The sequence below is a fragment of the Pseudomonas carassii genome (assembly GCF_036324045.1).
Lineage (GTDB): Bacteria > Pseudomonadota > Gammaproteobacteria > Pseudomonadales > Pseudomonadaceae > Aquipseudomonas > Aquipseudomonas peradeniyensis.
This window is the reverse complement of sequence record NZ_JAZDCT010000038.1, coordinates 12,334-37,584: the sequence shown is the minus strand read 5'-3', so window position 1 is coordinate 37,584 and position 25,251 is coordinate 12,334. Positions and strand designations below refer to the sequence as shown.

General features: G+C 60.1%; 24 protein-coding genes. 12 read left to right on the top strand and 12 right to left on the bottom strand.

What is annotated here, in order from left to right; genetic code table 11:
• Positions 1–63 precede the first annotated feature (63 nt).
• Together V0R62_RS22670 and V0R62_RS22665 are read right to left on the bottom strand one after the other, a co-directional pair.
• Positions 64–2,700: a DEAD/DEAH box helicase gene (locus V0R62_RS22670; RefSeq protein WP_330105298.1), complete on the bottom strand. Its 2,637-nt coding sequence runs from the start codon at positions 2,698–2,700 to the stop codon at positions 64–66.
• A 3-nt stretch (positions 2,701–2,703) separates the two neighbouring features.
• Entirely contained in the window at positions 2,704–4,230 is a 1,527-nt protein-coding gene (locus V0R62_RS22665; RefSeq protein ID WP_330105297.1) for a site-specific DNA-methyltransferase, read from the bottom strand.
• Positions 4,231–4,623: 393 nt separating this feature from the next.
• Between V0R62_RS22665 and V0R62_RS22660 the strand changes: the two genes are divergently transcribed.
• The 3 genes from V0R62_RS22660 to V0R62_RS22650 all read left to right on the top strand — a co-directional run bounded on the left by V0R62_RS22660 (position 4,624) and on the right by V0R62_RS22650 (position 6,920).
• Positions 4,624–5,193 carry a recombinase family protein gene (locus tag V0R62_RS22660; RefSeq protein WP_330105296.1) on the top strand — a complete coding sequence of 190 codons (570 nt, stop codon included), beginning with the start codon at positions 4,624–4,626 and terminating at the stop codon, positions 5,191–5,193.
• A gap of 43 nt (positions 5,194–5,236) precedes the next feature.
• Positions 5,237–5,854 carry a helix-turn-helix domain-containing protein gene (locus V0R62_RS22655; protein ID WP_330105295.1) on the top strand — a complete coding sequence of 206 codons (618 nt, stop codon included), beginning with the start codon at positions 5,237–5,239 and terminating at the stop codon, positions 5,852–5,854.
• 136 nt (positions 5,855–5,990) lie between these two features.
• The gene (locus V0R62_RS22650) at positions 5,991–6,920 is read left to right on the top strand and encodes a hypothetical protein (protein ID WP_330105294.1); all 930 of its coding nucleotides are present in this window, start codon (positions 5,991–5,993) and stop codon (positions 6,918–6,920) included.
• 38 nt (positions 6,921–6,958) lie between these two features.
• Here the strand turns inward: V0R62_RS22650 and V0R62_RS22645 are convergent, their stop codons facing one another.
• Positions 6,959–7,363, bottom strand: coding sequence for a hypothetical protein (locus tag V0R62_RS22645; protein WP_330105293.1), 405 nt, complete (start codon positions 7,361–7,363; stop codon positions 6,959–6,961).
• Positions 7,364–7,493: 130 nt separating this feature from the next.
• On the opposite strand from V0R62_RS22645, the gene V0R62_RS22640 reads away from it, so the two are divergent.
• The 3 genes from V0R62_RS22640 (at position 7,494) to V0R62_RS22630 (ending at position 10,401) form a co-directional block, all read left to right on the top strand.
• Positions 7,494–7,730: a helix-turn-helix domain-containing protein gene (locus V0R62_RS22640; protein ID WP_070085920.1), complete on the top strand. Its 237-nt coding sequence runs from the start codon at positions 7,494–7,496 to the stop codon at positions 7,728–7,730.
• Between the two features lie 68 nt (positions 7,731–7,798).
• Positions 7,799–8,815 carry a hypothetical protein gene (locus V0R62_RS22635; protein WP_330105292.1) on the top strand — a complete coding sequence of 339 codons (1,017 nt, stop codon included), beginning with the start codon at positions 7,799–7,801 and terminating at the stop codon, positions 8,813–8,815.
• 1,346 nt (positions 8,816–10,161) lie between these two features.
• Positions 10,162–10,401 (top strand): hypothetical protein, encoded by a 240-nt coding sequence (locus V0R62_RS22630; RefSeq protein WP_197866685.1) that lies wholly within the window; start codon positions 10,162–10,164, stop codon positions 10,399–10,401.
• 157 nt (positions 10,402–10,558) lie between these two features.
• Here the strand turns inward: V0R62_RS22630 and V0R62_RS22625 are convergent, their stop codons facing one another.
• Positions 10,559–12,403, bottom strand: a complete 1,845-nt coding sequence (locus V0R62_RS22625) for a DUF3857 domain-containing transglutaminase family protein (protein WP_330105291.1) — start codon at positions 12,401–12,403, stop codon at positions 10,559–10,561.
• A gap of 227 nt (positions 12,404–12,630) precedes the next feature.
• Between V0R62_RS22625 and V0R62_RS22620 the strand changes: the two genes are divergently transcribed.
• A complete protein-coding gene (locus tag V0R62_RS22620) occupies positions 12,631–14,361 on the top strand; it encodes a dipeptidase (RefSeq protein WP_330105290.1) in 1,731 nt (576 codons plus the stop codon).
• A gap of 146 nt (positions 14,362–14,507) precedes the next feature.
• Positions 14,508–14,945, top strand: coding sequence for a CBS domain-containing protein (locus tag V0R62_RS22615; RefSeq protein ID WP_050703295.1), 438 nt, complete (start codon positions 14,508–14,510; stop codon positions 14,943–14,945).
• Positions 14,946–14,951: 6 nt separating this feature from the next.
• Here V0R62_RS22615 and V0R62_RS22610 read toward each other — a convergent pair whose 3' ends face one another.
• The 3 genes from V0R62_RS22610 to V0R62_RS22600 form a co-directional block, all read right to left on the bottom strand.
• A complete protein-coding gene (locus V0R62_RS22610) occupies positions 14,952–15,590 on the bottom strand; it encodes a hypothetical protein (protein ID WP_028688591.1) in 639 nt (212 codons plus the stop codon).
• A gap of 70 nt (positions 15,591–15,660) precedes the next feature.
• Positions 15,661–15,903: a DUF2789 domain-containing protein gene (locus V0R62_RS22605; protein ID WP_028688592.1), complete on the bottom strand. Its 243-nt coding sequence runs from the start codon at positions 15,901–15,903 to the stop codon at positions 15,661–15,663.
• 60 nt (positions 15,904–15,963) lie between these two features.
• Positions 15,964–16,422 (bottom strand): aminoacyl-tRNA deacylase, encoded by a 459-nt coding sequence (locus tag V0R62_RS22600; protein WP_028688593.1) that lies wholly within the window; start codon positions 16,420–16,422, stop codon positions 15,964–15,966.
• Positions 16,423–16,518: 96 nt separating this feature from the next.
• Between V0R62_RS22600 and V0R62_RS22595 the strand changes: the two genes are divergently transcribed.
• A complete protein-coding gene (locus tag V0R62_RS22595; RefSeq protein ID WP_330105289.1) occupies positions 16,519–17,862 on the top strand; it encodes an NfeD family protein in 1,344 nt (447 codons plus the stop codon).
• 3 nt (positions 17,863–17,865) lie between these two features.
• A complete protein-coding gene (locus V0R62_RS22590; RefSeq protein WP_186712140.1) occupies positions 17,866–18,618 on the top strand; it encodes a slipin family protein in 753 nt (250 codons plus the stop codon).
• A gap of 57 nt (positions 18,619–18,675) precedes the next feature.
• Here the strand turns inward: V0R62_RS22590 and V0R62_RS22585 are convergent, their stop codons facing one another.
• The 3 genes from V0R62_RS22585 to V0R62_RS22575 form a co-directional block, all read right to left on the bottom strand.
• A complete protein-coding gene (locus V0R62_RS22585) occupies positions 18,676–19,308 on the bottom strand; it encodes a LysE family transporter (RefSeq protein WP_330105288.1) in 633 nt (210 codons plus the stop codon).
• Between the two features lie 265 nt (positions 19,309–19,573).
• Positions 19,574–20,161: a mechanosensitive ion channel family protein gene (locus V0R62_RS22580; protein WP_330105287.1), complete on the bottom strand. Its 588-nt coding sequence runs from the start codon at positions 20,159–20,161 to the stop codon at positions 19,574–19,576.
• A complete protein-coding gene (locus tag V0R62_RS22575) occupies positions 20,161–22,071 on the bottom strand; it encodes an ATP-binding cassette domain-containing protein (RefSeq protein ID WP_330105286.1) in 1,911 nt (636 codons plus the stop codon). Before V0R62_RS22575 ends, V0R62_RS22580 begins: the two co-directional genes overlap by 1 nt.
• 50 nt (positions 22,072–22,121) lie before the next feature.
• Here V0R62_RS22575 and V0R62_RS22570 point away from each other — a divergent pair, with 50 nt between their 5' ends.
• Positions 22,122–22,601: a TIGR02444 family protein gene (locus tag V0R62_RS22570; protein WP_330105285.1), complete on the top strand. Its 480-nt coding sequence runs from the start codon at positions 22,122–22,124 to the stop codon at positions 22,599–22,601.
• On the opposite strand, the gene V0R62_RS22565 is transcribed toward V0R62_RS22570, so the two are convergent.
• Positions 22,577–23,659, bottom strand: a complete 1,083-nt coding sequence (locus tag V0R62_RS22565) for an AlgP family protein (protein WP_330105284.1) — start codon at positions 23,657–23,659, stop codon at positions 22,577–22,579. The genes V0R62_RS22570 and V0R62_RS22565 overlap by 25 nt on opposite strands.
• 224 nt (positions 23,660–23,883) lie before the next feature.
• Here V0R62_RS22565 and V0R62_RS22560 point away from each other — a divergent pair, with 224 nt between their 5' ends.
• Positions 23,884–24,549 carry an FKBP-type peptidyl-prolyl cis-trans isomerase gene (locus tag V0R62_RS22560; protein ID WP_330105283.1) on the top strand — a complete coding sequence of 222 codons (666 nt, stop codon included), beginning with the start codon at positions 23,884–23,886 and terminating at the stop codon, positions 24,547–24,549.
• A 1-nt stretch (position 24,550) separates the two neighbouring features.
• On the opposite strand, the gene V0R62_RS22555 is transcribed toward V0R62_RS22560, so the two are convergent.
• Positions 24,551–25,021 (bottom strand): Rsd/AlgQ family anti-sigma factor, encoded by a 471-nt coding sequence (locus V0R62_RS22555; RefSeq protein ID WP_050703285.1) that lies wholly within the window; start codon positions 25,019–25,021, stop codon positions 24,551–24,553.
• Between the last annotated feature and the right edge of the window lie 230 nt (positions 25,022–25,251).

The window sequence follows — 25,251 nt, the reverse complement described above, 5'->3', positions numbered from 1 at the left end:
GCGCCGTCCTTGTGGCGTAGAGTCCAAAGGATGGCGCCGCTTTTTCCTGCAGCATTGGGTTCGCTACGCGCCGATTGCGGACCTCAACTGCTCAGTTACGCTATTGCCTTTATGATCCCTCAATTGAGCCATGACATAAACACCCTTACCGTTGCTGCGAGCAGCCCACAAATCACCGACCAGCTTCTTTTCCTTTTCTTGATCTGCCGTGATGCGGTCGCCACCCTTGTATTCGACAACAAGTAATCGACCATCAGTCAGACGGGCCACGAAGTCGGGGTAAGTGCGCTGTCTAGACGTCGGCATCCAGAACTGGGAAGGGTGGACCAGATTGCGCACCCAGAACTCAACCTCATCAAGCATGTCGATTGCCTGAGCACAGGAAAACTCTTCCGTTACCTTGCCTTTTCCCGTCTTCCAATTTAAATCCCCTGGAACAGGGTAGTAGTGCTTCTTAAAGCGATATGGTCCTTGATAGTAGTAATGAGCCGGATATGCGGTCATGTCAGCTTGGTAGGTGTACGCGTGATCAGGGCCATCGCTGGTCACAACCTCTAGCCCACCGCTGAACAACGCCTGCTGGAAACCCTTTTTGTAAGCGGAAACTTTCGCAGCGGCCAATTGCTCAGACAGCTTGCGGCGGAGCACAAACTGTCCTTTAAGAAGCTGCTCCAGCGAGAAACCACGATCCAAAAGCCCCTCAACGGATTGCCTTAACCACTCACGCAGCACCGGTTGTTTGATTGTATGGTCGCGGATCTCCTGATCCAGCCACCCAATTAGATCGATAGCAGTTCTGTCCTGAGCGAAACCCGGCAAGTAGGTGGCCACGTCATCCTTGATGAGATGGTAACTTACACCCTTACCATCCAGGTCCACCTCGAACGTCTTGCTCTCTTCATTAAATCGGAAACTGGACAGGTCAGGCAGATTGGCCAGCAGATCCCATACAAAGTCAGCCGCGACCATGCCTCTGTCGATGAACTCCAGCTCACCTTGTTCCACCACACACAGCCGTGGGACGGTGAAAACGACCCCATTCTCGCTGGGTGCCTTGACCGCCACGGCCACCATCTGGTGTCGCCGCAGAGCTTCTGCCGTTTCTTCACGATGCTTAGTAGGAGCCGCTTCTACAATGGCCTCATTAGTAGCGGCATCCACCTCACCGGTGACTTCCACAACCCCACCGTTGCCTTCGTCATTAGGTACAAAGAGCACACGCTGCTGATCGCGGGCCGGCGAGTCGCTCAGATCTGGCTCCTTGGCCACGACCACCCGGACTACTGGAGTGGGAATCGGATTGCTGGAACCGCCCTGTAGATTCAGATCATCGCCGGGCTTGGGTTCGGTCCGAATACCGCTGGCAGCCTCCATCGGATTAAAACCGATGTTCACTAGCGCATCTGTCAATTCCCCCGCCACGGCTCCGAACTTTTCTGTCGTCACATGAGCATAAGCTTTGTTCATTGCCTCTTGCTTACGAGCAGTCGCATAGGGCATGCGAAGGACTCGACCCAATAGTTGCTGAATGTCCTTGTCGCTCTTGACGTGGGCCACCGAACAGAACACATAGGCGAAAGAACAGTCCCAGCCTTCCTTCAAGGCTTGCTTGGTTATGATGATCTCAATAGAGCAATCCTTGGCGAATAAGTCGACTCCGTCGATCTCGCGCTGATTGCCCGTGGCGATGGCGATTGCTTTCTCGGGAATCCTCTCCACTTCCATCAAGTGCTTTTTGACCTGCTCAACCGTAGCCGTGCCCCTGGCGCTTTCAGCTTGGATAAGCAAGATGGGACGGATGTAGTCCGGCTCAGCCATAGCGGTCTTTGCCAAAGCGTTACGCCGGGCCACCGCGCTGTTGACCGCCACCTCCCATTGCCCAGCGTGCTCTTTAAGCACCACTGGAAACTTGATCATCTTTTCATGCTTGAGCTCAAAAGCCGACACGCTCACCAAAACGTTCGAGCTCTTAGTGTCAGGTGTAGCGGTTAGCTCTACAACTGCCTTTGGGCCCAGCCTCTCATAGACCTCATAGGATAATTTGGTTGTGGCGTTATGCGCCTCGTCCATGATGACCAGCGGGCCATGAAGCTTAAGTAGATTGGCAAACGATGCCAGAGCCTTCCCATTCGGCCCCCTGTCCAAATAATCCAGATCAGCAGTCGAACCAGCGAAGTGCGGCTCTAGATCCTCGTGGTGCTCATAAACCTTTCTCCCTTCCTTGTCAGTTACACGTAACGCCGCCACCGTGCCGATAACTACGCACACTTTGGTTCCAAGATCTGCGGGGCGGATCTGAGCAAAATCAGCCACGTCGAAAATAGCGACCTGCCCCCCGAACGTCTCGTCCAACTCCTGGCGATAGGGGTGCCGTGAATTGCGAAAGGCGTCCAATGTCTGGGACTTAATCTGGGTGGTAGGAACCATCCAAAGGACCAGTGGATACTCACGCTCCAAGATTGTCTGTCCCGCGACCTTAATGATGTGCGCGCCCATGACGGTTTTGCCGCCGCCAGTGGGAATTCGTAGGCACACGTAAGGAACATGCGGCTGGCCAGGCATAGGCTTGTACTGTCCGAGCAATCCCTTGTCGGCATTATCTTCAAACGACTGGGCAGGACCTTTGAGGCGCGCGTCATCCAGATAGCTTTCCAAGCTCGCCAGTGAGCGCTTTTGGTAAATCTTGAGAGAAAGGGCCATAGTTTAGCGAGCCTTGATATCGTAAGGGGTTTGCCTAAAGGTGATGCCGAGCTCTCGTAGCTGCTCATCGGGCAGCGCGCATGCTTCACCATAAATCACCTTTTGCCCATCGAACGCAGGCAACTTGCGAAGCAAAGCGCGTGTGAGCACGTTACCGCCCCCCTGGCTTAAATCGCCCAAGATACCGTTGAAGAGCAGGTAGTAACCCGTCCCATTGTGCTCACCAAGAAATGCCTCTTTAGGCGCGCGGCTAGAGCGAGCGGTGCCGGTCTCAGCAAACCAGACGTGAGCGGCTAGATGTTCATAACGGATACCCTCTCGGATATGGCCGCTCTCATCGAATACAGGCACACCGAGCTTGTAGAAGCGGAATCCGCCACCACCCTGCCACCCAACAGCGGAAGTGACCCCTCCCGGGTCTTTGCCTTCAATGACTTTCGCCAACCTCGGGGCACAGAAACTCCTAGCGTGTTCTCCTATTTCAATGCCTATCCAGCGCCGTCCCATCTTGTGAGCTACTGAGGCCGTGGTTCCCGAGCCAAGGAAACTATCAAGAACGAGATCGCCTTCCTTGCTGGCAATTTCAAGGATTCCTTTGAGTAGTTTTTCTGGTTTAGGTGTTGAAAACACATTCTCAACTTCAGAAAACAAGCCTTTCAGGTGAATGCTCGCTTCTTTGTTGCTGCCGTATAGCTCATGCGGCCACCAGGTCATGGAGGTTAGACCGCCGTTCATCTCGTTGAGATATTTTTTCAACATGGGACGCCCGGTCCCTTTAAGACCAAATGTAATCCGGCCGTCTGCCAGCCACTTACGGTACTGCTCTTCATTGCATCGCCAATAGCGATTAGCAGGCGGCTTGAATCTCAACCCGGTAGGACCAATGATTTCAAACTGACCGGCGGCATAAAACTTACCAGCCGACAAGTTTTCAGCCTTCCACGGCCCCCTTGGATCATTATCCTGATTTTTAAATGTGGCTTTTTGTTCTTCTGTACGCCCAACCTTCCCGATGACGAGCTTGTCTATATTTTTGGCGTACACAAGGATATGGTCATGTGTATTGGAAATATGCTGAGCCGTCTGATTAGCGGTGTAAGCTTTTTGCCAAACAATATTTGCAACGAAATTCTTTCGCCCAAACACCTCATCCGCAATGACGCGCATGTAATGAGCTTCGTTATCGTCTAGGGTTATCCAAATTGACCCATCATCGGCCAGCAAACGTTTTAGCAACTCTAATCGCGGATAAATTATTGACAGCCATTGGGAATGCTCAATATTGTCTTCGTAGTGGAGACTTACCGCCGAACGGGTATTATAAGGTGGGTCAATGAAAATGCATTTCACCTCTCCCGCGTAATAGGGTAACAAGGCCTTAAGTGCATCTAGGTTGTCGCCCTCGATCAGCATGTTCGGCGAGTCTTCCTCCCCGTAGGAGAGCTTCGACACCGGTTCCAGCAGCCGGTAGGGAGCCAATGCGGCTCGGGTCAGGTCCTCGTCGCGGTTAAACCAGGAAAGAATTGGCATCCAGTGATCCTCTAAAACAGGGCGCCAGTATGCTTCAAGGGGGGGACGATGGGCCAGTTTCGGAAGGCGTTAGACGTGCCAACCGTTTGTTTTCAAAGCTTGCTCCATCACTGAGCGTCCACCTTCCCGTCCAGATCTGGCATCGCTGAATATCAGGCACTGCCTGACTGAAGCGGGTATCGAGCAGCAATTGAGCGGCGTCAGCCAGTTAGTGAAGACCCTTGCCTACGACCGCATACACCTCAATAGACCTCCCCAGCGGGATCAACAAACGACCGTTAAACGATACCGCTCGTCGCCCTACTTAAAGGTATCATCTAAATATCGTTTCACACTTTATGATCCCTTGCTATTGTGATGCTAGGTTTGTTGATTCCAACGAGGAAATGCCTAATGTCCCGCACCTTCCTTTACGCCAGGGTCTCTACAGCCAATCAGTTCACAGAGAACCAGTTGCAAGAAGTCAAAGCCGCCGGGTTCGACGTGCAGGCAAGCAGAGTCGTTGAGGAGACCGTTTCGGGCAGCGTCTCGGCGAAAGAGCGCCCAGGTTTCCAAAAGCTGCTTGACCGCATGGAATCGTCAGACGTGTTGATAGTGACCAAACTTGACCGACTAGGCCGCAATGCCATGGACGTCCGAATGACGGTTGAACAGCTCGCCTCAAATGGAATCAAGGTGCACTGCCTGGCTCTGGGGGGGGTAGACCTAACCTCAGCAGCCGGCAAGATGACGATGCAAGTCTTAGGGGCGGTTGCTGAGTTTGAACGAGACCTACTTGTCGAACGAACTCAAGCAGGCCTCAAACGCGCCAAAGCGGAAGGAAAGCGTCTTGGACGCCCTCAGGCAACCAATACCACTGCGGAAGTGCAGCGGTGCAAAGCGCAAGCCATGAGTCAAGCGGAGGTAGCTGCCAGGACTGGATTAGGGATCGCCACGGTAAAGCGTCACTGGAACAAGGCCTAACCCATTGGCCTTGCATGTTCTTCAGTCAGATGAGGCTTACAAAATGCCCGGAAAGAAAGTCACCCCAGATCAAGGCGCCCAAGCAGCAATTTTGCGAGAAGCGGGATGGACAATCTGCGCAATTGCCGAACGACTTGAACTGAGTATCAGCACTGTTCAGCGTCTGCTCAAACGGCACAAGGTGGTCCCAGGTGCCTCAGCCAACGCTCTGATTCAAAAAGCACGAGAGGAGATGCTGAATACCGCATTTTCTCTGGATACCGTGCGGCAACTAGCCGCTTCTAACGCCCTAGACGATCTTGCTTTGATCCAGAGAATCCGGACGAAGCTGGCTGAATCTTTGGATGCGCTTGATCCAGCAGCACCAACCGCATTTAGGTCGCTAGCAGCAAGCGCGACAGCGTTGAAGCTAACGCAAGACGTTGGCCGCCGAGCCCTACCTCTTGAGAAGCTGGCGGAGTCGCTAGAGATTGAAGAAATACCCGAGCTACAAATCAGATTCATGACAGAAAACGATGTCGCCATCATGCGAGCCCAGCAGCGATTGGATGAGGCAGAGTTAGCGGGCGATGACGAGGCAATTGCTGATGAGTTGGGCACCATAGCGTGGCTTCAGGAACAGGATCAGCTCAGGCCCCCAGAAGAAGGTGTCCTCGGTTAGCCTGACCTATGCTTGAATGGATCCTGACCTGTCCTTTTGTCAAAGCCTTAGAACTGTGTAAGGCAAGCCAAGCCCCTGGTGGCAGCCAGTACAAGAGGATTTTGAAAATCTGGGCGATCAATGAGAGGGACTTCTGGTGGGTGAAGAAGAACAGATCACCGAATCGACATCCCCCACCACGAGTACCCCTGACCCGGTTGGGAGTGGCGGTGAGGCTGCGGTTCTGCAAAAACCCGTAAAAAAGCGTGCTCGCAAAAATCCCGCAAGCCTAATAGCTATGGTGCGTGCAAAGGATTTTTCGAAAAATAAGAGAAGTATATTAAGGACAGATACTCCTCATCAGCCTGAGAAAAAACTGAAAGCGAACACTCTCCTAGTCCGACCTCCTCCCTTGTATGAGGAGTTGGGACATTGGAGGGCATTGCATGAGTTTGACAAATTGGCCGCAGCAGCAGAGCCGCTTGAGCGTATTGCTACCGCAAGGGGCTGGGATCTGCGGACCTTCACTCTGATTCTCACTGAAGCATTAAGCGACCGGATTGATGGAGGTGATGAGTCAACCCTGGAGTACATACGGGATCAAATGACCCGGCTCGTCTCCAATGCAATCGGTCCAGGGGCGGAGTTTCTGTATGGGGTGGAGAAAGCGCCAGCCGTACTTTCCGATCCATCAAGCCGGAGACGCTGGCATCTGCATGGGTTGATGATTGGACCTCCCGGATTTTCTGCACAAGGAACAACCTCGCTAAGAAAAAATCTGCGATCTCTAAAAGGCGAGGCAGATGCAGACCTCATGTTCAAATCTCCGGGCAGAGATTCTGACTCAGACATCAGGCAGTCAGCGGCGAGGTGGTGCTTCTACGCTTCTAAGAACGGCTTGTCTGTTCACTACGATCCATCGCTAGCTGAGGAATATGACTTACCCAAGGGAAAGCAGACTTTCATCTCTGCTCGACTGAAGAGGGAAGCCAAACGCTGGCACGAGGGAAAACTGAGTGGGTTGAAGGTCTCAGAGCTACTTGCAACAGCTCCTGTTGGGCTCTATGAGCCGAACGGCATCGCATAGGCAGAGGGAGTACGGCTACCTATACGGATGCCCGGAAATCAGTTTTTAACAGCTTTAGTGGTCATTGTGCAGTTGGTGGCGGCTTTGAACCACGGGTTGTCGGAATCACAAAACGCCAATGGCGTCATTGGAGTGCCGTTGATCGACCATCCCCCTGAAGGACTTCTCTCACGAATGTCCTGAGGCTCCACCAGTCCCGAGCATATCTTGTCCGAAACTAGAGCCGCCCCTTCCCCACCAAATGCAGGCCGGCTATACGTGTCAGCGCTATAGGCCCGGACCATCTCAATGACTACACAGGTGCTGTCTTTCTTCGGCCCCGTGTTCATGAACTCACATTTGGCCTCCCCGCTCATTTTCGTGCTGCAAGTCGCCTTCATTTCCGCAAAAGCGCCAGCAGAGGCCACCAAGCAAAACGCAGCGATCATCGTTTTTTCCATCATGGATCACCCTGTTTCGTGAGTTAAAAGGATCACTGATACGGCTGAATACGGTGCACACGACCTTCATCAGTCAACGTCATGCTAACTATAGTATGTCGAATCGTAGTATGCATCGCGCCACATTGGGTGCATGAGCAATGAGAAAAGCCCTCCCCCCTTGATCGATACCTTTGCCACCAACCTGCGGCGCCTTCGCTTAGAGCGAAAGCTGTCCCAAGAAGAGTTGGCCGAACGCGCCGGTGTCCATCGGACATACGTAGGGATGCTCGAAAGGTCCGAGAAAAACGTCACCATCCTCAATATCGAGCGTATTGCACGAGGGTTGGATGTATCTCCCGAGATTCTGTTAATCCGCCCGGCCGAGTAAGGAAGCGCTTCCTGAGGTAGCCGCATCGAGCACGGATACTCGCCTCAGAAAGCATCTAGGAGAAATCAATGGCCCGAATTGCCCTGCCTCAAAACCTATCACTCACTGAGGCGATCAATTTCTGTAACAGATTATGGGAAACCCCATCTGATACGAGATACGAATTCGACTTCCATCGGATGGGTATGGTGGAACCATTCACTATGGCCTATGTTGCAAACGAGCTAAAACGATTCCGCAGAAGCAGAGAAGAAGCTCATTTCACAGCCCTAAACTTTCATAACCATACGTACCCTGCACACATGGGGTTTTTCCAAGCATTTGGGTTGAAGCACGGCAATGCTCCGGGTCAGGCAAGCGGCAGTTCGACCTACATTCCCCTTACGCTTCTAAATGTCGCAGACATCGAAAGTGAGGCTGCTGAGAGAGCAGTGAACCCTGGAGACGTGATTGAGGAAAAAGCCGCACAGATAGCTCAATTGCTCGTTAGGCAGGCCCAAGGCAGTCTCGTTGACACACTGACATTCTCTATTCGCGAGATCATGCGCAACGTCGTTGAGCACTCCGGATCAGAATTCATCGAGTATTGCGGCCAATACTGGCCCAGTCGAAATATGGTTGAGGTCGCAATCCTCGACGTAGGGAATGGTGTCCGATACGGCTTGAGAGAGAACCCTTACCTCAACATTACATGTGATCGCGATGCGTTGCATTTGGCCCTTCTACCTGGGGTGTCTGGCAAAATGTATCGAGGTGTGAGAAGGCGTCCTAACGACGCTTGGCAGAACTCCGGCTTTGGTTTGTACATGACCAGTAGAATTTGCAGAGCTGGCGGGAGCTTTTTCATTGCTAGCAATGGAGCTGGCATTATCCTCGATTCGGCAGGCAAACAAGATCGTCTGACCTCCTACCAAGGGACAGCCCTGCGTTTGCGCTTCAACACGCGATCACTCACAAATCATGACGAGATGCTGGCGCGGTTTCGTCGACAAGGTTATGAAGCTGCCCGTCAGTTTGCGGGCGATCAGGCTATTGAGCCGTCCTTAGCGTCAACGATGTTGGCGAGAGACTTCCAAACGTCGTGATGCCACCTACCGGTGAGTGGAACTGCTCAGACGTGTGCTTAGGCTTGTTGCAGCTTATGGGTTCGAAGCTGTAAATTTGAATGCGACATTAACCAGCCCCTCCTAGGCGCGACCACCCAAGGTTTTTCGGCCTTTGAATCAAGGTAAGCAGTGAGGCGAGGTCGAATCCCGCCGAGTGCGCCATGACATCAGCCGTCACCCGTGTGTTTTCACCGGTGATGGCAAGCAAAAGCCCCGCTCAGATCGCTCTGGCGGGGCTTTTTCGTTTCCGGTGAAATTTATGAACCGCTCAAGCCTGGCGCTCTAGAAGAACATTCACAGCGGCCAAGTATCAAACCCTCTCCCCGTCAATGCGCACTGTGGCGGCAGAGCCCTCCGAACGGGGAAAGTGCACCTCGACTCGCCTACCGCTGCTGGTTGTGAGCTCAATCGTAACGCCGGTCGGCGGTGGGGCCAGGCCTTCGCCGCATATCAAATCCACCACCTCTGCGCTGGACGCCTCACCACTAAAGGGGCTCCACTGGCCACCATTCACAATTCGGGCAGTCACGCTGATACTCGGCATTGTGCTTCCTCCTGTATAAGCCAAATCGGCTACACCAAAATCTTAGCTGGGCATTGGGATGGCTCAATTATGCTGGGGTACCCTCATACGATAGGGAACCCCGAAAAATGGGGGAGGTCACTTTTGGTCATGGTTTCAGGTACGTAAATTCAGCCGGTGACCGCCTCAGTTGATTTTGCTGAAGTCAGGTACCCAGACCGGCACAGGTAGTTCATCCCCTACCTGCGGCGCGTATCCCTCTACAGCAGCCAGAGTAACGCAAGGCCAGCCGCTGACCGTTTGACAGAGTCTACGCTGCGAGAGGAGGGTCCAGCAGGCCTGCACTAGTCCTTAGCATCAATGAACTGAGACCAGGGTTAAAGCGGGCCCAGAGATCAGTCCAAAGCGGCCAGCCTTGAGCACTTGAGGGCTGGATAGGCGACCGCTCACAGCTGAAAACAGTCGACTCGCCACGACTGCGGAACTACTCGGCTTAGCGACCGGCGACCCACTTACCTTTCGACGCAGATAATTATTATAACTTCAAATTAAATATAACAATCAAAAATGACTGTTTAATAGAAATGCTTTTCGTCATTGTAACTTATTGATTTTTATTACTATTTTTTCCCAATAGTTCATTGCCTCTACATGAGCGGGAAATACGGCTTGTAATGCAAAAAAAAATGGGTAAGGCTTGCATCCTTCCCTCCGAAAGCCAGCCTGTATTCCAGCAAGAACCTGGGCCGACTCAAGAGGGGAGTGACAAACCTACCCATCTTTAAAACAAAGTGATCATATCATGGCTGACAACGTAACGAACCACCGGGTGCGTGAGCTGGAGCGAAAGGTAGCTGGCCTGCAAACTCAAGTTCAGATTCTTCACTCCCTCCGGGACACGGATAACAAAAAGCACGATCGCCAGATTCGCGATCTGGAGATCAACGCCGCCGTTAGCAAGGGTGTTCCCAAGAAGGAAGTGGCGAAAATCTTCAAGCTCTCTCCTGGCCGCATCAGCCAACTGACCCGCCGCTCGGCCTAACAACGGCGTAACCTGCTTGTTCAAACAGACGGCGAGGATTCCCTCGCCGTTTTTCGTTTGCAAACTACGCTCTACCGTCACCCACGTGTTTGCACGGTGACGGCAAAAGCAAAGCCCCGCTCAGACCACTCTGGCGGGGCTTTTGCGTTTCCGGGCCTCAGCCCTGCACGATGATCTGGCCCTGCAGGTCCCGGACCATGGTCTCGATGACCGGCTTCATCGCCTTGAACTCCTCAGGCGAGCACACCGCCTTCGGGTGCTTGAACTGCATGCGACGCTCGACCACCACGGCGTTGCCGTCCCGGGTGTAACGGGCGCTGTAGTCGAAACTGCCTTCCTTTACAGCAACGGCCTTGGGCGTCGCCAGGACGGTGACCCCGGCAGGGAACTCGAAGCGCGACTGCTCCAGCGTTTCGTTGGAGATGCAGACGAAGCCCTGGGTGCGCTCGTTCTCGGTGGCAAAGCCATAGACCGATTGGGCGATGCCGCCCACCAGGCTGCTCAGGGCTGGCACGCCCACCGGGCCGGGGAGGTTCACCAGGTTCTCGGTATGGCCCTGGACCTGGCTGCGGAAGTGCTCCGGCACCGTCGACGGCTGGATCAGGATCTTGCCGCTGCCCCGTTGCCCGTAGGCGTTGAGCACCTGCTCGACGATGCGATCGAGGTCCGTCGGTTTCATCGTCTTGGCGCCATAGCGGTTGACCTCGCTGGCCCAGCCTTCGATGGTCGAGTCGCCGGTGAAGTCCGCGGCCCCCGTGTCCTTGACCTTGAACAGCATTTCACCGACCTGCTTGCCGAACTGGGTGGCCGGGGTCTTGCCGAACGCGCCGGTGGCGGTCAGCAGCGTGGTCTTGTCCAGGTCCATCAGCGGCAGGTAACCGGCGGCCACCGACGGGTCGGTCGAGTCCAGGTACAGGTCGAGGCTCGGCACATAGGTCAGCACATGGTTGAGCACACCGAGTGTCGGCACCTTCGGCAACTGGTAGGCATTGCCGAGGTTGATCAGCGCCGGCGAGCTCTCGATACCCGCCGCCTTGAGCAGCGCCTCGAGCAGGGCCACATGGTCCTTGCAGTCGCCATAGCGGTTGTCGAGCACGCTCTGCGCCGCGTGCGGAACCACGCCGCCGGCACCGACATAGACCGCCACGTAGCGGATGTTCTCACGCACCCAGTCGCTGAGCTTGAGCGCCTTGGCCCGGGCGTCGGGCAGGTTCGCCGTCAATTGTCCGGCCAACGCGGCAATGGCCGGTGTCACTTGCACGTCGGCGCGCGCCTGGTAGCTGGCGGCAAGCCCTGCGTAGTCCTTGAAGGTCGAGACCGCGAGGTACTGGCCATAGTCCAGGTAGGACACGGCGCTCGCCTCGATCCTGGCCCTGTCGGTCGGCACGAAGTCCCAGCGGTAGACCTTGCGGCCCTTGCCAGCCTTGGGCGTGGACGCCTTGAAACCACGGGCGTCGGCATACAGCGGCAGGTCCGCCGGCAGGTCGTAGATCAGCGAGAACTGCCCCACGGGGTGGAATTCCGCCGCGGTGAGGTCCTCGAAATGGCCGGGGAACAGCGCGGTGGTGCGATGGCGCTTGTAGCGCAGCACCAGGCGGTCGCCGACGGCCACTTCCGGGAAGATCACCACCTTGACCCGGGAGTCCTGGAACATCGGCGCGTAGGTAGACGCCTGCTCCTGCTGCTCCTTGATCTGCGAGGCATCGACCATGACCTTGCGCCCGTCGGGCTTCTGGGTGAAGGCCTGGTCGACCTCCAGGGTCTCGTACCCACGGTTGTAGCTCAGTGCTTGCTGGGCCTTGGCCTGGATGGCGCGCTCTTCGTTGATGCGCGAGACCGATTCGACCGCGACCTGGAAACTGCCGTCGCGCTGCACGGTGAAGGTCTGCACGACCTTTTCAAGGGTGACGGAGTGGTCGGTGCCATCGTCCCGGGCCTGGGCAGGCGCGATGCAGGCCAGGGTGAATGCCAGCACCCCGGCCAGGGGTGCAAGGTAAGACATGAACATGAGGATCCTTCTCTTGTGACGCGAGGGTTATTACAAAAAACGCTAATGATACGCATTTTTGTCATAAACCTGCAGACCGCGCCGTATATGAACGCTTGCACGTTTGTGCAGAAAAGCACATTGCCACCTCTCCCGTGCCGGTGGTCATTGGTGATAGCGTGGGCATCTTCCGTTTGCGTAAACGGTCACCCTCCACCCCTTGCAAAGGAATGCGCACCCCCATGCCATTTACCAAGCTATCCGCCGCATCGCTCCTGCTGGCCAGCGTGGCCATGTTCTCGATCCCGGCCCAGGCCAACCTCTCCCAGCAGCAGTCCGCCGCCATCATCAAGGCCTACGACGGCAGCGACCCGGCCGACTTCAAGCAGTTCCTCGGCAAGCTGGCCGGCAGCGACCTGGCCAAGGCCGACAAGCTGGATGACACCCTCAAGCTGTACCTGGCCGGCAAGCCGCTGAGCGCCGAGCAGCAGGACGAGATCAACCGCCTGCTGGGCCTGTACACCCGCATCAAGTACGGCAAGGCCGCCAAGGAAACCCTGCGCGAGCTGGTGGAGATCCCGACCTACCGCAAAGAGGGCGTGGCGCAGCACGAGAACCCGGAATTTCTCAAGATCGCCGACAAGATCAAGGCCCTGGCCGAGGGCTTCGGCCTGACGTTCCGCAACATCGACAACCGCGTTTACGAGATCACCCTGGGTGAAGGCAAGGAAGTGATCGGCATCCACGCCCACGCCGACGTGGTACCGGTCACTCCGGAAAACTGGAAGCTCAAGGACGGCACCAAGCTCGACCCATTCAAGGTCACCCTGGTGGGCGACCGCATGTATGGCCGCGGCACCGAGGACGACAAGAACGGCATCGTCGTCGCGCTGTACGCGCTGAAGGTGGCCAAGGACGAGAAGCTGCCGCTGGCCCGCCAGTTCAAGCTGCTGGTGGACACCACCGAAGAAACCACCGGCGACGCCATCCCCTACTACTTCGAACGCAACGCCACCCCCGACTACAACCTGGCGCTGGACGGCGGCTACCCGGTGGTGATCGCCGAGAAGGGCTATGGCACCGTCATGGCCACCTTCGCCAAGCGTGCCGGTGACGGCAAAGGCGCCGAGGTGATCAACCTCACCGGCGGCCTGGCCACCAACCAGATCCCCGGCAGCTCGGTGGCGACATTGACCGGCGACAAGCCGGCCGACCTGGCCAAGGCGCTGAACAAGGCCGGCGCGGCCTACGCCAAACGCCATGGTGGCGACTTCAGCATCGACGCCAAGGTCGACGGCAAGCAGGTGCTGCTGACCGTGACCGGCGTGTCGGCGCACTCCTCCGAGCCCGAGTCCGGGGTCAACCCGGTGGCGCGCATGCTCGATTTCCTCAACGGCCTTGGCAAAGATGTGCCGCTCAAGCACAACCACATCACCGACGCCGCCCGCTACGCCGCCGACAACTGGGGGCTGGACTACCTGGGCAACAAGCTCGGCGTCGGCTTCAAGGACGACTTCATGGGCCCGCTGACCACCTCGCTGACCTTCGTCGGCCTGGATGACAAGGCGCTGAAGCTGGCGGTGAACCTGCGCATTCCCAAGGGCAAGTCGCTCGATACCCTGAAGGGCGAGATCGCCGGCAAGCTCGACGGCTGGAAGGCCAAGAGCAAGACCCAGGTGGCCTTCGACTACACCCTCGACGCACCGATGTACCGCAACCCCGAAGGCGAATGGGTCAAGGCCCTGCTGGCCGTGGCCAGCGAGAACCTGGGCATGAAGCACGAGTACGGCACCTCCGCCGGCGCCACCTCGGTGCATGACCTGCCCAACGGCGTGCAGTTCGGCCTGGCCATGCCGGACGTGAAGTACACCGGACACAACGACAACGAGTTCAAGACCGTGGAGCAGTTCATGCTCGACCTGCAGATCGTCAGCGAGATGGTGGCGCGGATCGGGCAGATGCCGAAGCTCTGATGACCCACTTGGGGCCGCGTTGCGGCCCCTTGCCGCAATGACGTTTTTCAATCACCTCGATGCCGTTTCCTGCATTGCCGTGCAGAGCGCCGTGCCGGATGCTTTATTTACTCCGACACGTCGCGTTTCCACCCACAGAGGCCCGTATGAAGAACGTCGAACAAATCCTCAAAGCCAAGTCCCAGCACCACACCGTCTATACCATCAACCCTGACGACTCGGTGCTGGATGCCTTGAGGCTGCTGGCGGAGAAGAACGTCGGTGCACTGCCGGTGGTGGAGAACGACCAGGTGGTGGGAATCGTCAGCGAACGCGACTACGCCCGCAAGCTGGTGCTCAAGGGTCGGTCCTCGGCGGCCACGCCGGTACGCGACATCATGAGTTCTCCGGTGGTCACGGTTGAGCCCAAGCAGAACCTCGAGTACTGCATGAACCTGATGACCAACCGCCACCTGCGCCACCTGCCGGTGGTTCACGAAGGCAAGCTGCTCGGACTGCTGTCGATCGGCGACCTGGTCAAGGAAACCATCGCCGAACAGGCCAACCTGATCCTGCAACTGGAGCAGTACATTCGCGGTGAATGACCCTGCTCAGTGATAGGCGCGCTCCAGCTCGTCCAGCTGATGGTCGAAGCTGCGCAGGCGCGCCGACCAGGTGTACACCAGCACTTCCAGATCCCTGTTGAGCACGGCGGTGTTGCCGCCGTCACGGGCCGGTGCGTCGCACAGGTCCAGCTGGTAGCGCTCGCGGGCCATGGCCGTGGCCACGCTGGACAGGTCGCGGGCATTGGCCAGCCAGTGATGGTGATGGTCGTGCACTTCCCGGTCGAGTTCCCGGCACTGGCGCTTGAGCGCGTCCAGGCTTTGCTCCAGCGGCGTGCCCTTGAGCTCGCCCATCACCTCCTCGAAGGTGCGCCCGGAGTGCCAGTAGCTGCCCCAGAAATAACGGTCGAACACCGTCTCGACCCGGCGCAGGGCGACCTTGGTGTTCCAGATGGTCAGCAACGTTCGTCCCTGGGCGACTTCGCGCCTGTTCAGGTGCAACTGCTGCCAGGCGATCCACGCCAGGCCGCACAACGCCACCGCCGCGGTCACGGCGGCGGCGGCATAGAGAAACTGCACGGCCTGGTTCATCGTGTGGGTGTGCCGGATACCGTAGAAGTAGCCGGCGGTCAGGGTGCCCAGGATCGTCACGGTGCACCAGAAACCTGGTGCGTAGGGATCTTTCATTGCGCCATCCCCTCTTGTTTTCCCTGAGCATAGCAACGCCCCGATCACCCATCAGGTGCCACTCGGCGCTTTATTGGCGGGGACGGCGCAGCGCTTCGTTGAGTTGGTCGAACAGCTCCGCCCAATCGGCATCTTCAAGGATGCTGTCCCTGAGGAACGAGCGCTGGGACTCGTTCCAGAACGGCGCATCCACCAACTTCACATCCCCCTTGAGCGGCGAATGGCTGGTGATGAACTGGTCGATGCCCAGCGCATCGTCCGGCAGGCCCAGTTGCTTGAACAGTTCGGAAAACTTGTGGATCGGCGCTTCCATGATTCACTCCTATGGCCGGGCCGGTCGTCCACGACGCCAGCCCGGCGTGGGTTGCGAGCATCAGCTCAGTTCGCGCACTTCGGCGTGCGGCACCAGTTTCAAGTATTGCTCCATGCTCATGTGGATAAGGTGATCGTGGTCACCTGCCTCGAGATAGACATCACCCTGGCGGGTAAGGGTCCGGTCGAGCAGCATGGGAATGTTGTAGGCGTCGCCCAGGGCCGGGATGGCGCCGCGTTCGCAATCGCCGAACAGGCTCGGCAGGTTGCTTTCGCGGGTCAGCTGCCAGGCGCCGGTCATGCGCACCTCGGTCATGTCCAGATGCCGGTTGGCCGGCAGCACGGCCATGATGTAGTTGCCATGGCGGTCATCGAGCATCACCGACTTGGCGACCCGCTCGGCGGGTACGCCGGCCGTGCGCGCCGACTCCAGGCTGGTGGCCGAATGGGGATGGGGAATGATGTCGTAGTCGCAGTTGGCCTGGTCCAGGCGCTGCTGAAGGGTCTTGGCCATACGCATGATGCACCTCCGGTTTTGCCCCCACCCTCAAGTTTAGGCCGTGGCCCGGCAGCCACGGCTAAACTTCAAGGACAGGTCCGCATGAGGTGACGACAGGTGATCGCCCGGCGCTGGCGCATGCTGCTGTTGCTGCTGATCCTGGGCTTCGCCCCAGGAGGGCAGGCTGCGCCCGGCGGCAACGTGTGGCTGCTGAGCGTCGACGACGCCATCGGCCCGGCCAGTGCCGACTACCTTTTGCGCGGGCTGGACCAAGCGCAGGCACAGGGCGCGCAGCTGGTGATCATCCGCCTCGACACCCCCGGCGGGCTCGACAGCGCCATGCGCCAGATCATCAAGGCCATCCTCGCCAGCCCCGTGCCGGTGGCCACCTACGTCGCCCCGGGCGGTGCCAGGGCGGCCAGCGCCGGCACCTACATCCTCTATGCCAGCCACGTGGCGGCCATGGCCCCGGGGACCAACCTGGGCGCGGCGACGCCGGTACAGATCGGTGTCCCCGGCACGGAGGAAAAGCCCGCCGCGAACAGCGAGCAGGACACCCTCGCCCGCAAACAGGTCAACGACGCCGCGGCCTACATCCGCGGCCTGGCGCAACTGCGCGGGCGCAACGCCGACTGGGCGGAAAAGGCCGTGCGCGAGGCGGTCAGCCTGTCGGCCAGTGAAGCCCAGCGGTTGAAGGTGATCGACCTGGTCGCCGTTGACCTGCCCGACCTGCTGCGCCAGCTCGATGGCCGGACGCTGACCGTCGCCGGCCAGGTCTTGCCCCTGCAGACCGCCAGCGCCAATGTGGTGGAGCACCTGCCGGACTGGCGCACTCGCCTGCTGGCGGTGATCACCAACCCCAGCGTGGCGCTGATCCTGATCATGATCGGCGTGTACGGCCTGCTGTTCGAATTCATGAACCCAGGCTCCGGGGTCGGCGGCGTGGTCGGCGGCATCTGCCTGCTGCTGGCGCTGTACGCCCTGCAATTGCTGCCGGTCAGCCACGCCGGGGTGGCGTTGATCCTGCTCGGGGTGGCGTTCATGGTCGCCGAGGCGTTCCTGCCCAGTTTCGGGGTGATCGGCTTCGGCGGCATCGTCGCCTTCGTGGTCGGCGCGGTGATCCTGATGGACACCGACGCCCCTGGCTTTGGCATTCCGCTGACGCTGATCGTCAGCCTGGCGGTGCTGTCGGCGCTGTTGCTCGGCGGCGTGCTGGGCATGGCGCTGAAGGCCCGCAGGCGCGCCCTGGTCAGCGGCGATGCCGGGCTGGTGGGCAGCCTGGTGACGGTGACCCAGGTGCGCGCGGACAACCCGTTCTGTGGCTCGGTACAGGCCCAGGGCGAACAGTGGCAGGCGCAGTGCGCGACACCGCTGCAGCCGGGCCAGCACGTGCGGGTAACGGCCCGTCATGGCGTGACGCTGGAGGTCAGCGCCACTGCGCCCACGGCGCAAGGAGAGTAGACGATGTTCATGCAATTCGGATTCAGCGCCGTGCTGGTGCTGCTGGGCATACTGCTGCTGTCGGCCCTGCGCATCCTGCGCGAGTACGAGCGCGGCGTGGTGTTCCAGCTCGGGCGCTTCTGGCAGGTCAAGGGCCCGGGGCTGATCATCCTGATTCCCGGCATCCAGCAGATGGTCCGGGTCGATCTGCGCACCGTAGTGCTCGACGTGCCGCCCCAGGACGTGATTACCCGCGACAACGTCTCGGTCAAGGTCAACGCGGTGCTGTACTTTCGCGTGCTCGACCCACAGAAGGCGATCATCCAGGTCGAAGACTTCCTCACCGCCACCAGCCAGCTGGCCCAGACCACCCTGCGCGCCGTGCTCGGCAAGCACGAGCTGGACGAACTGCTGGCCGAGCGCGAGCAACTGAATTCGGACATCCGCGAGGTGCTGGACGCGCAGACCGACGCCTGGGGCATCAAGGTGGCCAACGTCGAGATCAAGCATGTCGACCTCAACGAGTCGATGGTCCGCGCCATTGCCCGCCAGGCCGAGGCTGAGCGCGAACGACGGGCCAAGGTGATCCATGCCGAAGGCGAGCTGCAGGCATCGGAGAAACTGATGCAGGCGGCGCAGATGCTGGGCAAGGAGCCGGGAGCGATGCAGCTGCGCTACATGCAGACGCTGGGGTCGATTGCCGGGGACAAGAGCTCGACCATCGTGTTTCCGCTGCCGGTGGATCTGCTCAAGGGGCTGGTGGACAAGCAGCGCTGAAAACAATCGCGGGGTGCCGATGCGACTGGCCCCGCGATGATCATCGGACGTTCGAAATCAGAGCGGCGCCCGGCGCAGAGTGGCGAGGAACGTCGCCGCACCGATGAACAGCCCGGCAAAAGTGCGGTTCAGGCGCTTCTGCTGCTTCGGCGTGCGCAACAGGCGCAGCACCCGCGAAGCCAGTCCGGTGTAGCCCGCCATCACCAGCATGTCGACACTGATCATGGTCACGGTGATCGCCACATACTGCGGCAACAGCGCCTCATGCGGGTTGATGAACTGCGGCAGCACCGCCAGCATGAACACCAGCGCCTTGGGGTTGCTGACGTTGACCAGGAAGCCGCGGAACACCAGGCTCAATGGCTTGCCTATCGGCCGCACGCCGGACTCGTCGCTCATGTCCATCGGCAGAGCGCGCCATTGCTTGTAGGCGAGGTAGACCAGGTAGACGACACCGAACCACTTGATGACCTGGAAGGCGGTGGCCGACGCGGCGAGGATGGCGCCGACACCGGCGGCGATGATGGCGATCTGCACGATCAGGCCCAGTTGCAAGCCCAGGGCGTTCCAGTAACCACGCCAGAAACCGTACTGCAGCCCACTGGACATCGAGGCGATTGCCCCGGCACCCGGCGACAGGCTGATCACCCAGCACGCGGCAAAGAAGGCCAACCACGTTTCCATCGACATCGCACACCTCGCTCGAACAGCTTTTGCAAACCGCTAAGCTAAGGTGTTGGCGAAAAAATAACCAGTGGTTTTTGCAGTGTCTCTGCAGGCCTCTTCGCGGGTAAACCCGCTGGCCACGCCGACCTGCGCGTTCCCTGTAGGAGCGGCCTTGTGCCGCGAAAGGGCTGCAAAGCAGCCCTGGGTTTCAGTACTGGCAACGTTCGTGGGGGCCGCTTTGCGGCCCTTTCGCGGCACAAGGCCGCTCCTACAGACGAATGAGCCAGCCTTAATCGGCCTCGATGGCTGGGTCCTTGGCTGTAGCAGGTGCTTCAGCCCCCCGCCAACGCCGCACGGCCTTCTGAAAGAACTGGCTGTTCGGCACCTGCACCAGCGCCCCGCCCGCCTCCGGCGTCTCCATCAGTGTGGTGTACAGCAGGTTGATGGCGATCACCCGGCCTTTCACCCCCGGCTTGTCGAGGGTATCGACCAGCTCGACCACATCGCCGATGCGAAACGGCCCGACGGTGAAGATCAGCACCGCGCACAGCAGGTTGGACAGCACGCTCCAGATGGCGAAGAACGCCACCGCCGCCACCGCGACGAAGCCCGACAGTGCCGTCCACAGCACCGTGGCGGACACTCCCATGCGCTCGAGCACGAACAGCAGCGCGCTGCCCATGATCAGCCAGCGCAGTGCGCCGCGCACCGGTACCATCAGCTCGTGCGGCAACGGGTAGCGTTCGCCCAGGCTGCGCAGGCCGCGGGCGACCATGCGCTGCAGGACGAACGCGGCGATCAGGATCAGCAGGATCTGCAGCCCCAGCCAGAACGTGTCCATCCACTGCCCCGGCAGCAGCGAACGCAGCTCCTCCATCAGGACAGCGCCTCGAGCTCGGCCTGCATGCTTTCCAGCGTCTCCAGGGCTTCCATCCAGGCTTCCTCAAGCTCGCCTTCGCGTTGCTTGAGCTTGGTCTGGCGGGCCAGCAAGTCGCGCAGCTCATCCTTGCGCGAGGCCTCGTACAGACCGCTGTCGCCCAACGCCGTTTCGATCTCGGCCAGTTGCTGGTGCACCTGGTTGAGTTCGGTCTCCAGCTTGTCGGCCGCCTTCTTGTGCGGCGCCAACTGCTGGCGCAAGGCCGCAGCGGCCTGGCGCTGGGCCTTCTTGTCGGTCTTGTCCGGGTTCGCGGGCGTGCTGCTCACCGGCGCGTTGCGCTGGCGGTACTCGACCAGCCAGCGGCTGTAGTCGTCCAGGTCGCCGTCGAAGGTGTCGACCTTGCCATCGGCCACCAGCAGGAAGTCGTTGGTGGTGCTCTTGAGCAGGTGACGGTCGTGGGACACCACCACCACGGCACCGGCGAACTCCTGCAGGGCCATGGTCAGCGCCAGGCGCATCTCAAGGTCGAGGTGGTTGGTCGGTTCGTCGAGCAGCAACAGGTTCGGCCGCTCCCAGGCGATCAGCGCCAGGGCCAGGCGGGCCTTTTCGCCACCGGAGAAATTCACCACCGGCTCGTCGACACGGTTGCCGTGGAAATCGAAGCCGCCGAGGAAGTCGCGCAGGGTCTGCTCGCGCTCGCCCGGGGCGATGCGCTGCAGGTGCAGCAGCGGGCTGGCCTTGTCGTCCAGCGAGTCGAGCTGGTGCTGGGCGAAGTAGCCGACGGCGAGGTTCTCGCCGCGCACCAGGCGCCCGGACAACGGCTGCAGCTCGCCGGCGAGGTTCTTGATCAGGGTCGACTTGCCCGCGCCGTTGGGGCCGAGCAGACCGATCCGCGCACCCGGCGCCAGTTGCAGCTTGACCTTCTCGAGGATGGCCTTGTCGCCATAGCCCAGGCGGCCTTCGGACAGGTCGAGCAAGGGGCTGGAGATCTTCTCCGACTCGCGGAAGACGAAGTCGAACGGCGAGTCGACGTGGGCCGCCGACAGCTCCTCCATGCGCTCCAGGGCCTTGATCCGGCTCTGCGCCTGGCGGGCCTTGGTGGCCTGGGCCTTGAAGCGGGCGATGTACTTTTCCATGTGCGCGCGCTGCGCCTGCTGCTTCTCGTAGGCCTGCTGCTGTTGCGCCAGGCGTTCGGCGCGGGTGCGCTCGAAGGCGCTGTAGCCGCCCTTGTAGAGATTGAGCTTGCGCTGTTCGACATGCAGCACATGGTCGACCACGGCATCGAGGAAGTCGCGGTCGTGGGAGATCAGCAGCAGCGTGCCCGGGTAGCCCTTGAGCCATTCTTCCAGCCAGAGGATGGCATCGAGGTCCAGGTGGTTGGTGGGCTCGTCGAGCAGCAGCAGGTCGGACGGGCACATCAGTGCCTGGGCCAGGTTCAGGCGCATCCGCCAGCCACCGGAGAAGTCGCCGACGCGGCGGTCCATCTGCTCGTTGGTGAAACCCAGGCCGGCCAGCAGCTTGCGCGCGCGGGCATCGGCGGTGTAGCCGTCGGCGCTGTCCAGCTCACTGTGCAGGCGCGCCAGGGCGGTGCCGTCGTGGGCCTGCTCGGCGGCCGCGAGATCTGCCTGGACCTTGCGCAGGCGGGCATCGCCGTCGAGCACATAGTCCACGGCGATGCGGTCGAGGGTGTCGACCTCCTGGCGCATGTGGGCAATGCGCCAGTCGCCGGGCAGCAGGCAATCGCCGGCATCGGGCGACAGCTCGCCGCGCAGCAGGGCGAACAGGCTGGATTTGCCGGCGCCGTTGGCGCCGATCAGGCCGGCCTTGTGACCGGTGTGCAGGGTCATCTCGGCGCCTTCTAGCAGGCGCTGGGGACCACGCTGTAAAGTGAGGTTCGATAGTCTGATCATGATGGTCGCGGAGTCTACCAGCTTCGCCGATCACTGGCGCGAGTGAAACCATGCACACCGACCTGTGGAATCACGCCCTGGCCTTGTATGCCCGGCCAGGCGTCGAAGCCGCCAGCCTGGCTCTCCAGGAACTGGGCGGCGATGTCTGCCTGCTGCTCTGCGGCACCTGGCTGCAGGCCCGCAGCGTGGCCGCCGATGAACAGCGGATCGCCGCCCTGCAGGCCCTGGCCGGCCCCTGGCAACGCGATGTGGTGACGCCGCTGCGCGCGCTACGCCGGCAATGGCGCGAGCAGGCGCTGGCCGACCCGCGACTGAGCGTGATGCGTGAGCAGGTGAAGGCGCTGGAGTTGCAGGCTGAACGCACCTTGCTGGAGCGTCTGGAGGCGTTGGCGCACGAGTGGCCTGCGCAAGCGGGCGCCGCGCAGGACTGGCTGACCCGGCTGGCGCCGGACCAGGCCCGGGACCACGACGCGCTGCATCAGCTGCGCGCCGCGGCCCGTGAGCTTCAGGACGCCGAAGTCGGCGACTGAGCCGGTGTGGCGGTTGCCGCAGGCGTGGCCGCGCTGGTCGCAGGCGCCGGGGTGGCGCTGGCGGGCGGCGTGGCTGGCTTGCTTTCGGCTGGCTTGCTGGCTACAGGCTTGGCCGGAGCTTTGGCAGCGGCCGGTTTGGCTGCTGGCTTGGCTGCAGGTTTGGCGGCGGGCTTGGCTGCTGCTGGCTTGGCCGGAGCCTTGGCGGCGGCAGGCTTGGCCGCTGGTTTGGCTGCTGGTTTCGCTGCAGCGGTCTTTGCCGGTGCCTTGGCAGCAGCTGGCTTGGCCGCTGGCTTGGCGGCAGGTTTCGCGGCGGCGGTCTTCGCCGGTGCCTTGGCAGCAGCTGGCTTGGCCGCTGGCTTGGCGGCAGGTTTCGCGGCGGCGGTCTTCGCCGGCGCCTTGGCGGCAGCAGGCTTGGCCGCTGGCTTGGCGGCAGGTCTCGCGGCTGCAGTCTTCGCCGGTGCCTTGGCAGCAGCAGGCTTGGCCGTTGGCTTGGCGGCAGGTTTCGCTGCAGCGGTTTTCGCGGGAGCCTTGGCAGCAGCCGGTTTGGCCGCTGGCTTGGCGGCAGGTTTCGCGGCTGCAGTCCTCGCCGGTGCCTTGGCGGCAGCAGGCTTGGCCGCTGGTTTGGCAGCAGGTTTCGCGGCCGCTTTCGGTGCCGTAGTACGCGAGTCCAGGGCCTTGGCGGCCGCCTCACGCACCTTGCCGACACCCTGGGCCAGTTTCAGGCTTTCCTGGGCATCACGCTTGAGTTGCTGGATATAAGTACGGGTCTGGGCCTGGCGATCCTTGAGCGAATCGAGCAAGTGTTCAAGTTCACCCGCGGCTTTTTGCGCCTTGCCCTGGGCCTTGGCTTTACCGGCCTTGGCGGCGTCCTGCAACTTCAGGCGAGCGTTGTGCAGTTTCTCCTGGGCCTTGCCACGTTGTTTTTCCAACTTGGCCAACAGTTTCTCGGCATCCGCCAGCGCTTGGGAGCAGGCATCTTCCAAATGTTCGAGCAAGCTACCCGAAAGTTGCTGGAGCAGGTGCAACGGCGTACTGACTGCTTTCTTCTTGGCCGACATGGTTTACCTCCTGGCTGACGAGAGTGCGGCTCATACTATGCTTCTGCTGCTACCGCCGCTAGGGCATGTTGACAGTCTCAGTAGCGCCGCGTTGCATGCCTGGGCAAAGTTGTTGTCTTGCAGCTGGAAACAAGTGTAGTTGCCCATTAGTGCACTGCCGATATTTACACATCTTCGCCCAACAACGCTGGCATACTTTGCGCTCTTTACCGCAGGAACCGTCCATGCCTCGTTATCTGATTCTGGGCCTGTGCGTGGTGATGCCGCTCTCCCTCGCCAACGCCGAAACCGCCCCCGCCAACGACAGCGATCTGGCCTACAGCCTCGGTGCCAGCCTGGGCGAGCGCCTGCGCCAGGAAGTCCCCGGCCTGCAGCTCGACGCCCTGGTCGAAGGCCTGCGCCAGGCCTACCAGGGCCAGCCGCCACGCATTGCCAAATCACGCATGCAGGCGATCCTCGAGCAGCACGAGACGCAAGCCAACGCCGCCGCCGAACAGGCCCAGGTGGACAAACTGGTGGAAGCGGAAAACCGCTTCATCGCCGGTGAACGGGCCAAGGCCGGGGTCCGCGAGCTGCCCGAGGGCATCCTCTACAGCGAACTCGCCAGCGGCAACGGCGCGCAACCCAAGGCCAGCGGTCGCGTGCAGGTGCGCTATGTGGGGAAACTGCCGGATGGCACGGTGTTCGACCAGAACCTGCAACCGCAATGGTTCAAGCTGGACTCGGTGATCGAGGGCTGGCAGGTGGCGCTGCCACGCATGAAAGCGGGGGCGAAGTGGCGGCTGGTGATCCCGTCGGCGCAAGCCTACGGCGCCGACGGTGCGGGTGACCTGATCGCACCCTATACCCCACTGGTGTTCGAGATCGAACTGCTGGACGTGGCCGACTGAATCAGGCCTGCAGCGCGTCCTCTTCCTTGTGCGCGGTATGTAGCACTTCGATGAGGCAGTCCTCCAGCTCGAAGCGCTCTCGCAACAGGCCGCCCAGCTTGCCCAGCTTATCCGCAAAGCGCTCGGGGTCGGTGCACTCGCCCTTCTCACAATGGTCGTTGAAAGCCAGCGCGATCTGGGTGCTGTCATCGATACGCGGGTTGATCTGTGTGGCAAGCTCCAGGGCCTTGGTATCGCCAAAGGCCTTGGCTTCGCTGACCAGCTGCTCGCTGACTTCGAAGTGCCAGGCCGAGACATAGTCGACCAGGAGCGCGCAAAAATCGCGGTTCTTGTCCTTGTCGGCAAAGGCCGGCTTGGCATCGCGCAAGGCGCGGAAGGCATGCACCAGCTCCTGGCGCTCCTCCAGCCAACGATCGATCAGCTTGTGAACACCGCCCCAGCGTTCCTGGGCGTTCTGGCAACTATCGAGCATGGCGATCTCTTCCCTTCTGGGTAGATGCCGCTGCACCTCGCGACACAACACCGTGGCACAAAGGTGACATCAGCAAACGGCATCGAGCAGTTGTATTTTCGGTAAGCGTGCTGGGAGATTATTCCCGCGCGACCTGCCCTTCAAGGTACGCAGCAGACAAAGTTCATACAAGCGTTTAATCCCGTTGCCGGCCACCGCTGGTCGCGCAACACCCGGTGCATTGCCGTGGA

Coding starts and splice junctions, on each gene's coding strand:
- V0R62_RS22665 (WP_330105297.1), bottom strand. CDS start 4,230: ATGCCAATTCTTTCCTGGTTTAACCGCGACGAGGACCTGACCCGAGCC.
- V0R62_RS22585 (WP_330105288.1), bottom strand. CDS start 19,308: ATGTCGATGGAAACGTGGTTGGCCTTCTTTGCCGCGTGCTGGGTGATC.
- V0R62_RS22635 (WP_330105292.1), top strand. CDS start 7,799: ATGGCCCGAATTGCCCTGCCTCAAAACCTATCACTCACTGAGGCGATC.
- V0R62_RS22590 (WP_186712140.1), top strand. CDS start 17,866: ATGTTCATGCAATTCGGATTCAGCGCCGTGCTGGTGCTGCTGGGCATA.
- V0R62_RS22670 (WP_330105298.1), bottom strand. CDS start 2,700: ATGGCCCTTTCTCTCAAGATTTACCAAAAGCGCTCACTGGCGAGCTTG.
- V0R62_RS22605 (WP_028688592.1), bottom strand. CDS start 15,903: ATGGAAGCGCCGATCCACAAGTTTTCCGAACTGTTCAAGCAACTGGGC.
- V0R62_RS22565 (WP_330105284.1), bottom strand. CDS start 23,659: ATGTCGGCCAAGAAGAAAGCAGTCAGTACGCCGTTGCACCTGCTCCAG.
- V0R62_RS22560 (WP_330105283.1), top strand. CDS start 23,884: ATGCCTCGTTATCTGATTCTGGGCCTGTGCGTGGTGATGCCGCTCTCC.
- V0R62_RS22580 (WP_330105287.1), bottom strand. CDS start 20,161: ATGGAGGAGCTGCGTTCGCTGCTGCCGGGGCAGTGGATGGACACGTTC.
- V0R62_RS22575 (WP_330105286.1), bottom strand. CDS start 22,071: ATGATCAGACTATCGAACCTCACTTTACAGCGTGGTCCCCAGCGCCTG.
- V0R62_RS22570 (WP_330105285.1), top strand. CDS start 22,122: ATGCACACCGACCTGTGGAATCACGCCCTGGCCTTGTATGCCCGGCCA.
- V0R62_RS22610 (WP_028688591.1), bottom strand. CDS start 15,590: ATGAAAGATCCCTACGCACCAGGTTTCTGGTGCACCGTGACGATCCTG.
- V0R62_RS22615 (WP_050703295.1), top strand. CDS start 14,508: ATGAAGAACGTCGAACAAATCCTCAAAGCCAAGTCCCAGCACCACACC.
- V0R62_RS22660 (WP_330105296.1), top strand. CDS start 4,624: ATGTCCCGCACCTTCCTTTACGCCAGGGTCTCTACAGCCAATCAGTTC.
- V0R62_RS22630 (WP_197866685.1), top strand. CDS start 10,162: ATGGCTGACAACGTAACGAACCACCGGGTGCGTGAGCTGGAGCGAAAG.
- V0R62_RS22555 (WP_050703285.1), bottom strand. CDS start 25,021: ATGCTCGATAGTTGCCAGAACGCCCAGGAACGCTGGGGCGGTGTTCAC.
- V0R62_RS22600 (WP_028688593.1), bottom strand. CDS start 16,422: ATGCGTATGGCCAAGACCCTTCAGCAGCGCCTGGACCAGGCCAACTGC.
- V0R62_RS22640 (WP_070085920.1), top strand. CDS start 7,494: ATGAGCAATGAGAAAAGCCCTCCCCCCTTGATCGATACCTTTGCCACC.
- V0R62_RS22645 (WP_330105293.1), bottom strand. CDS start 7,363: ATGATGGAAAAAACGATGATCGCTGCGTTTTGCTTGGTGGCCTCTGCT.
- V0R62_RS22625 (WP_330105291.1), bottom strand. CDS start 12,403: ATGTCTTACCTTGCACCCCTGGCCGGGGTGCTGGCATTCACCCTGGCC.
- V0R62_RS22620 (WP_330105290.1), top strand. CDS start 12,631: ATGCCATTTACCAAGCTATCCGCCGCATCGCTCCTGCTGGCCAGCGTG.
- V0R62_RS22655 (WP_330105295.1), top strand. CDS start 5,237: ATGCCCGGAAAGAAAGTCACCCCAGATCAAGGCGCCCAAGCAGCAATT.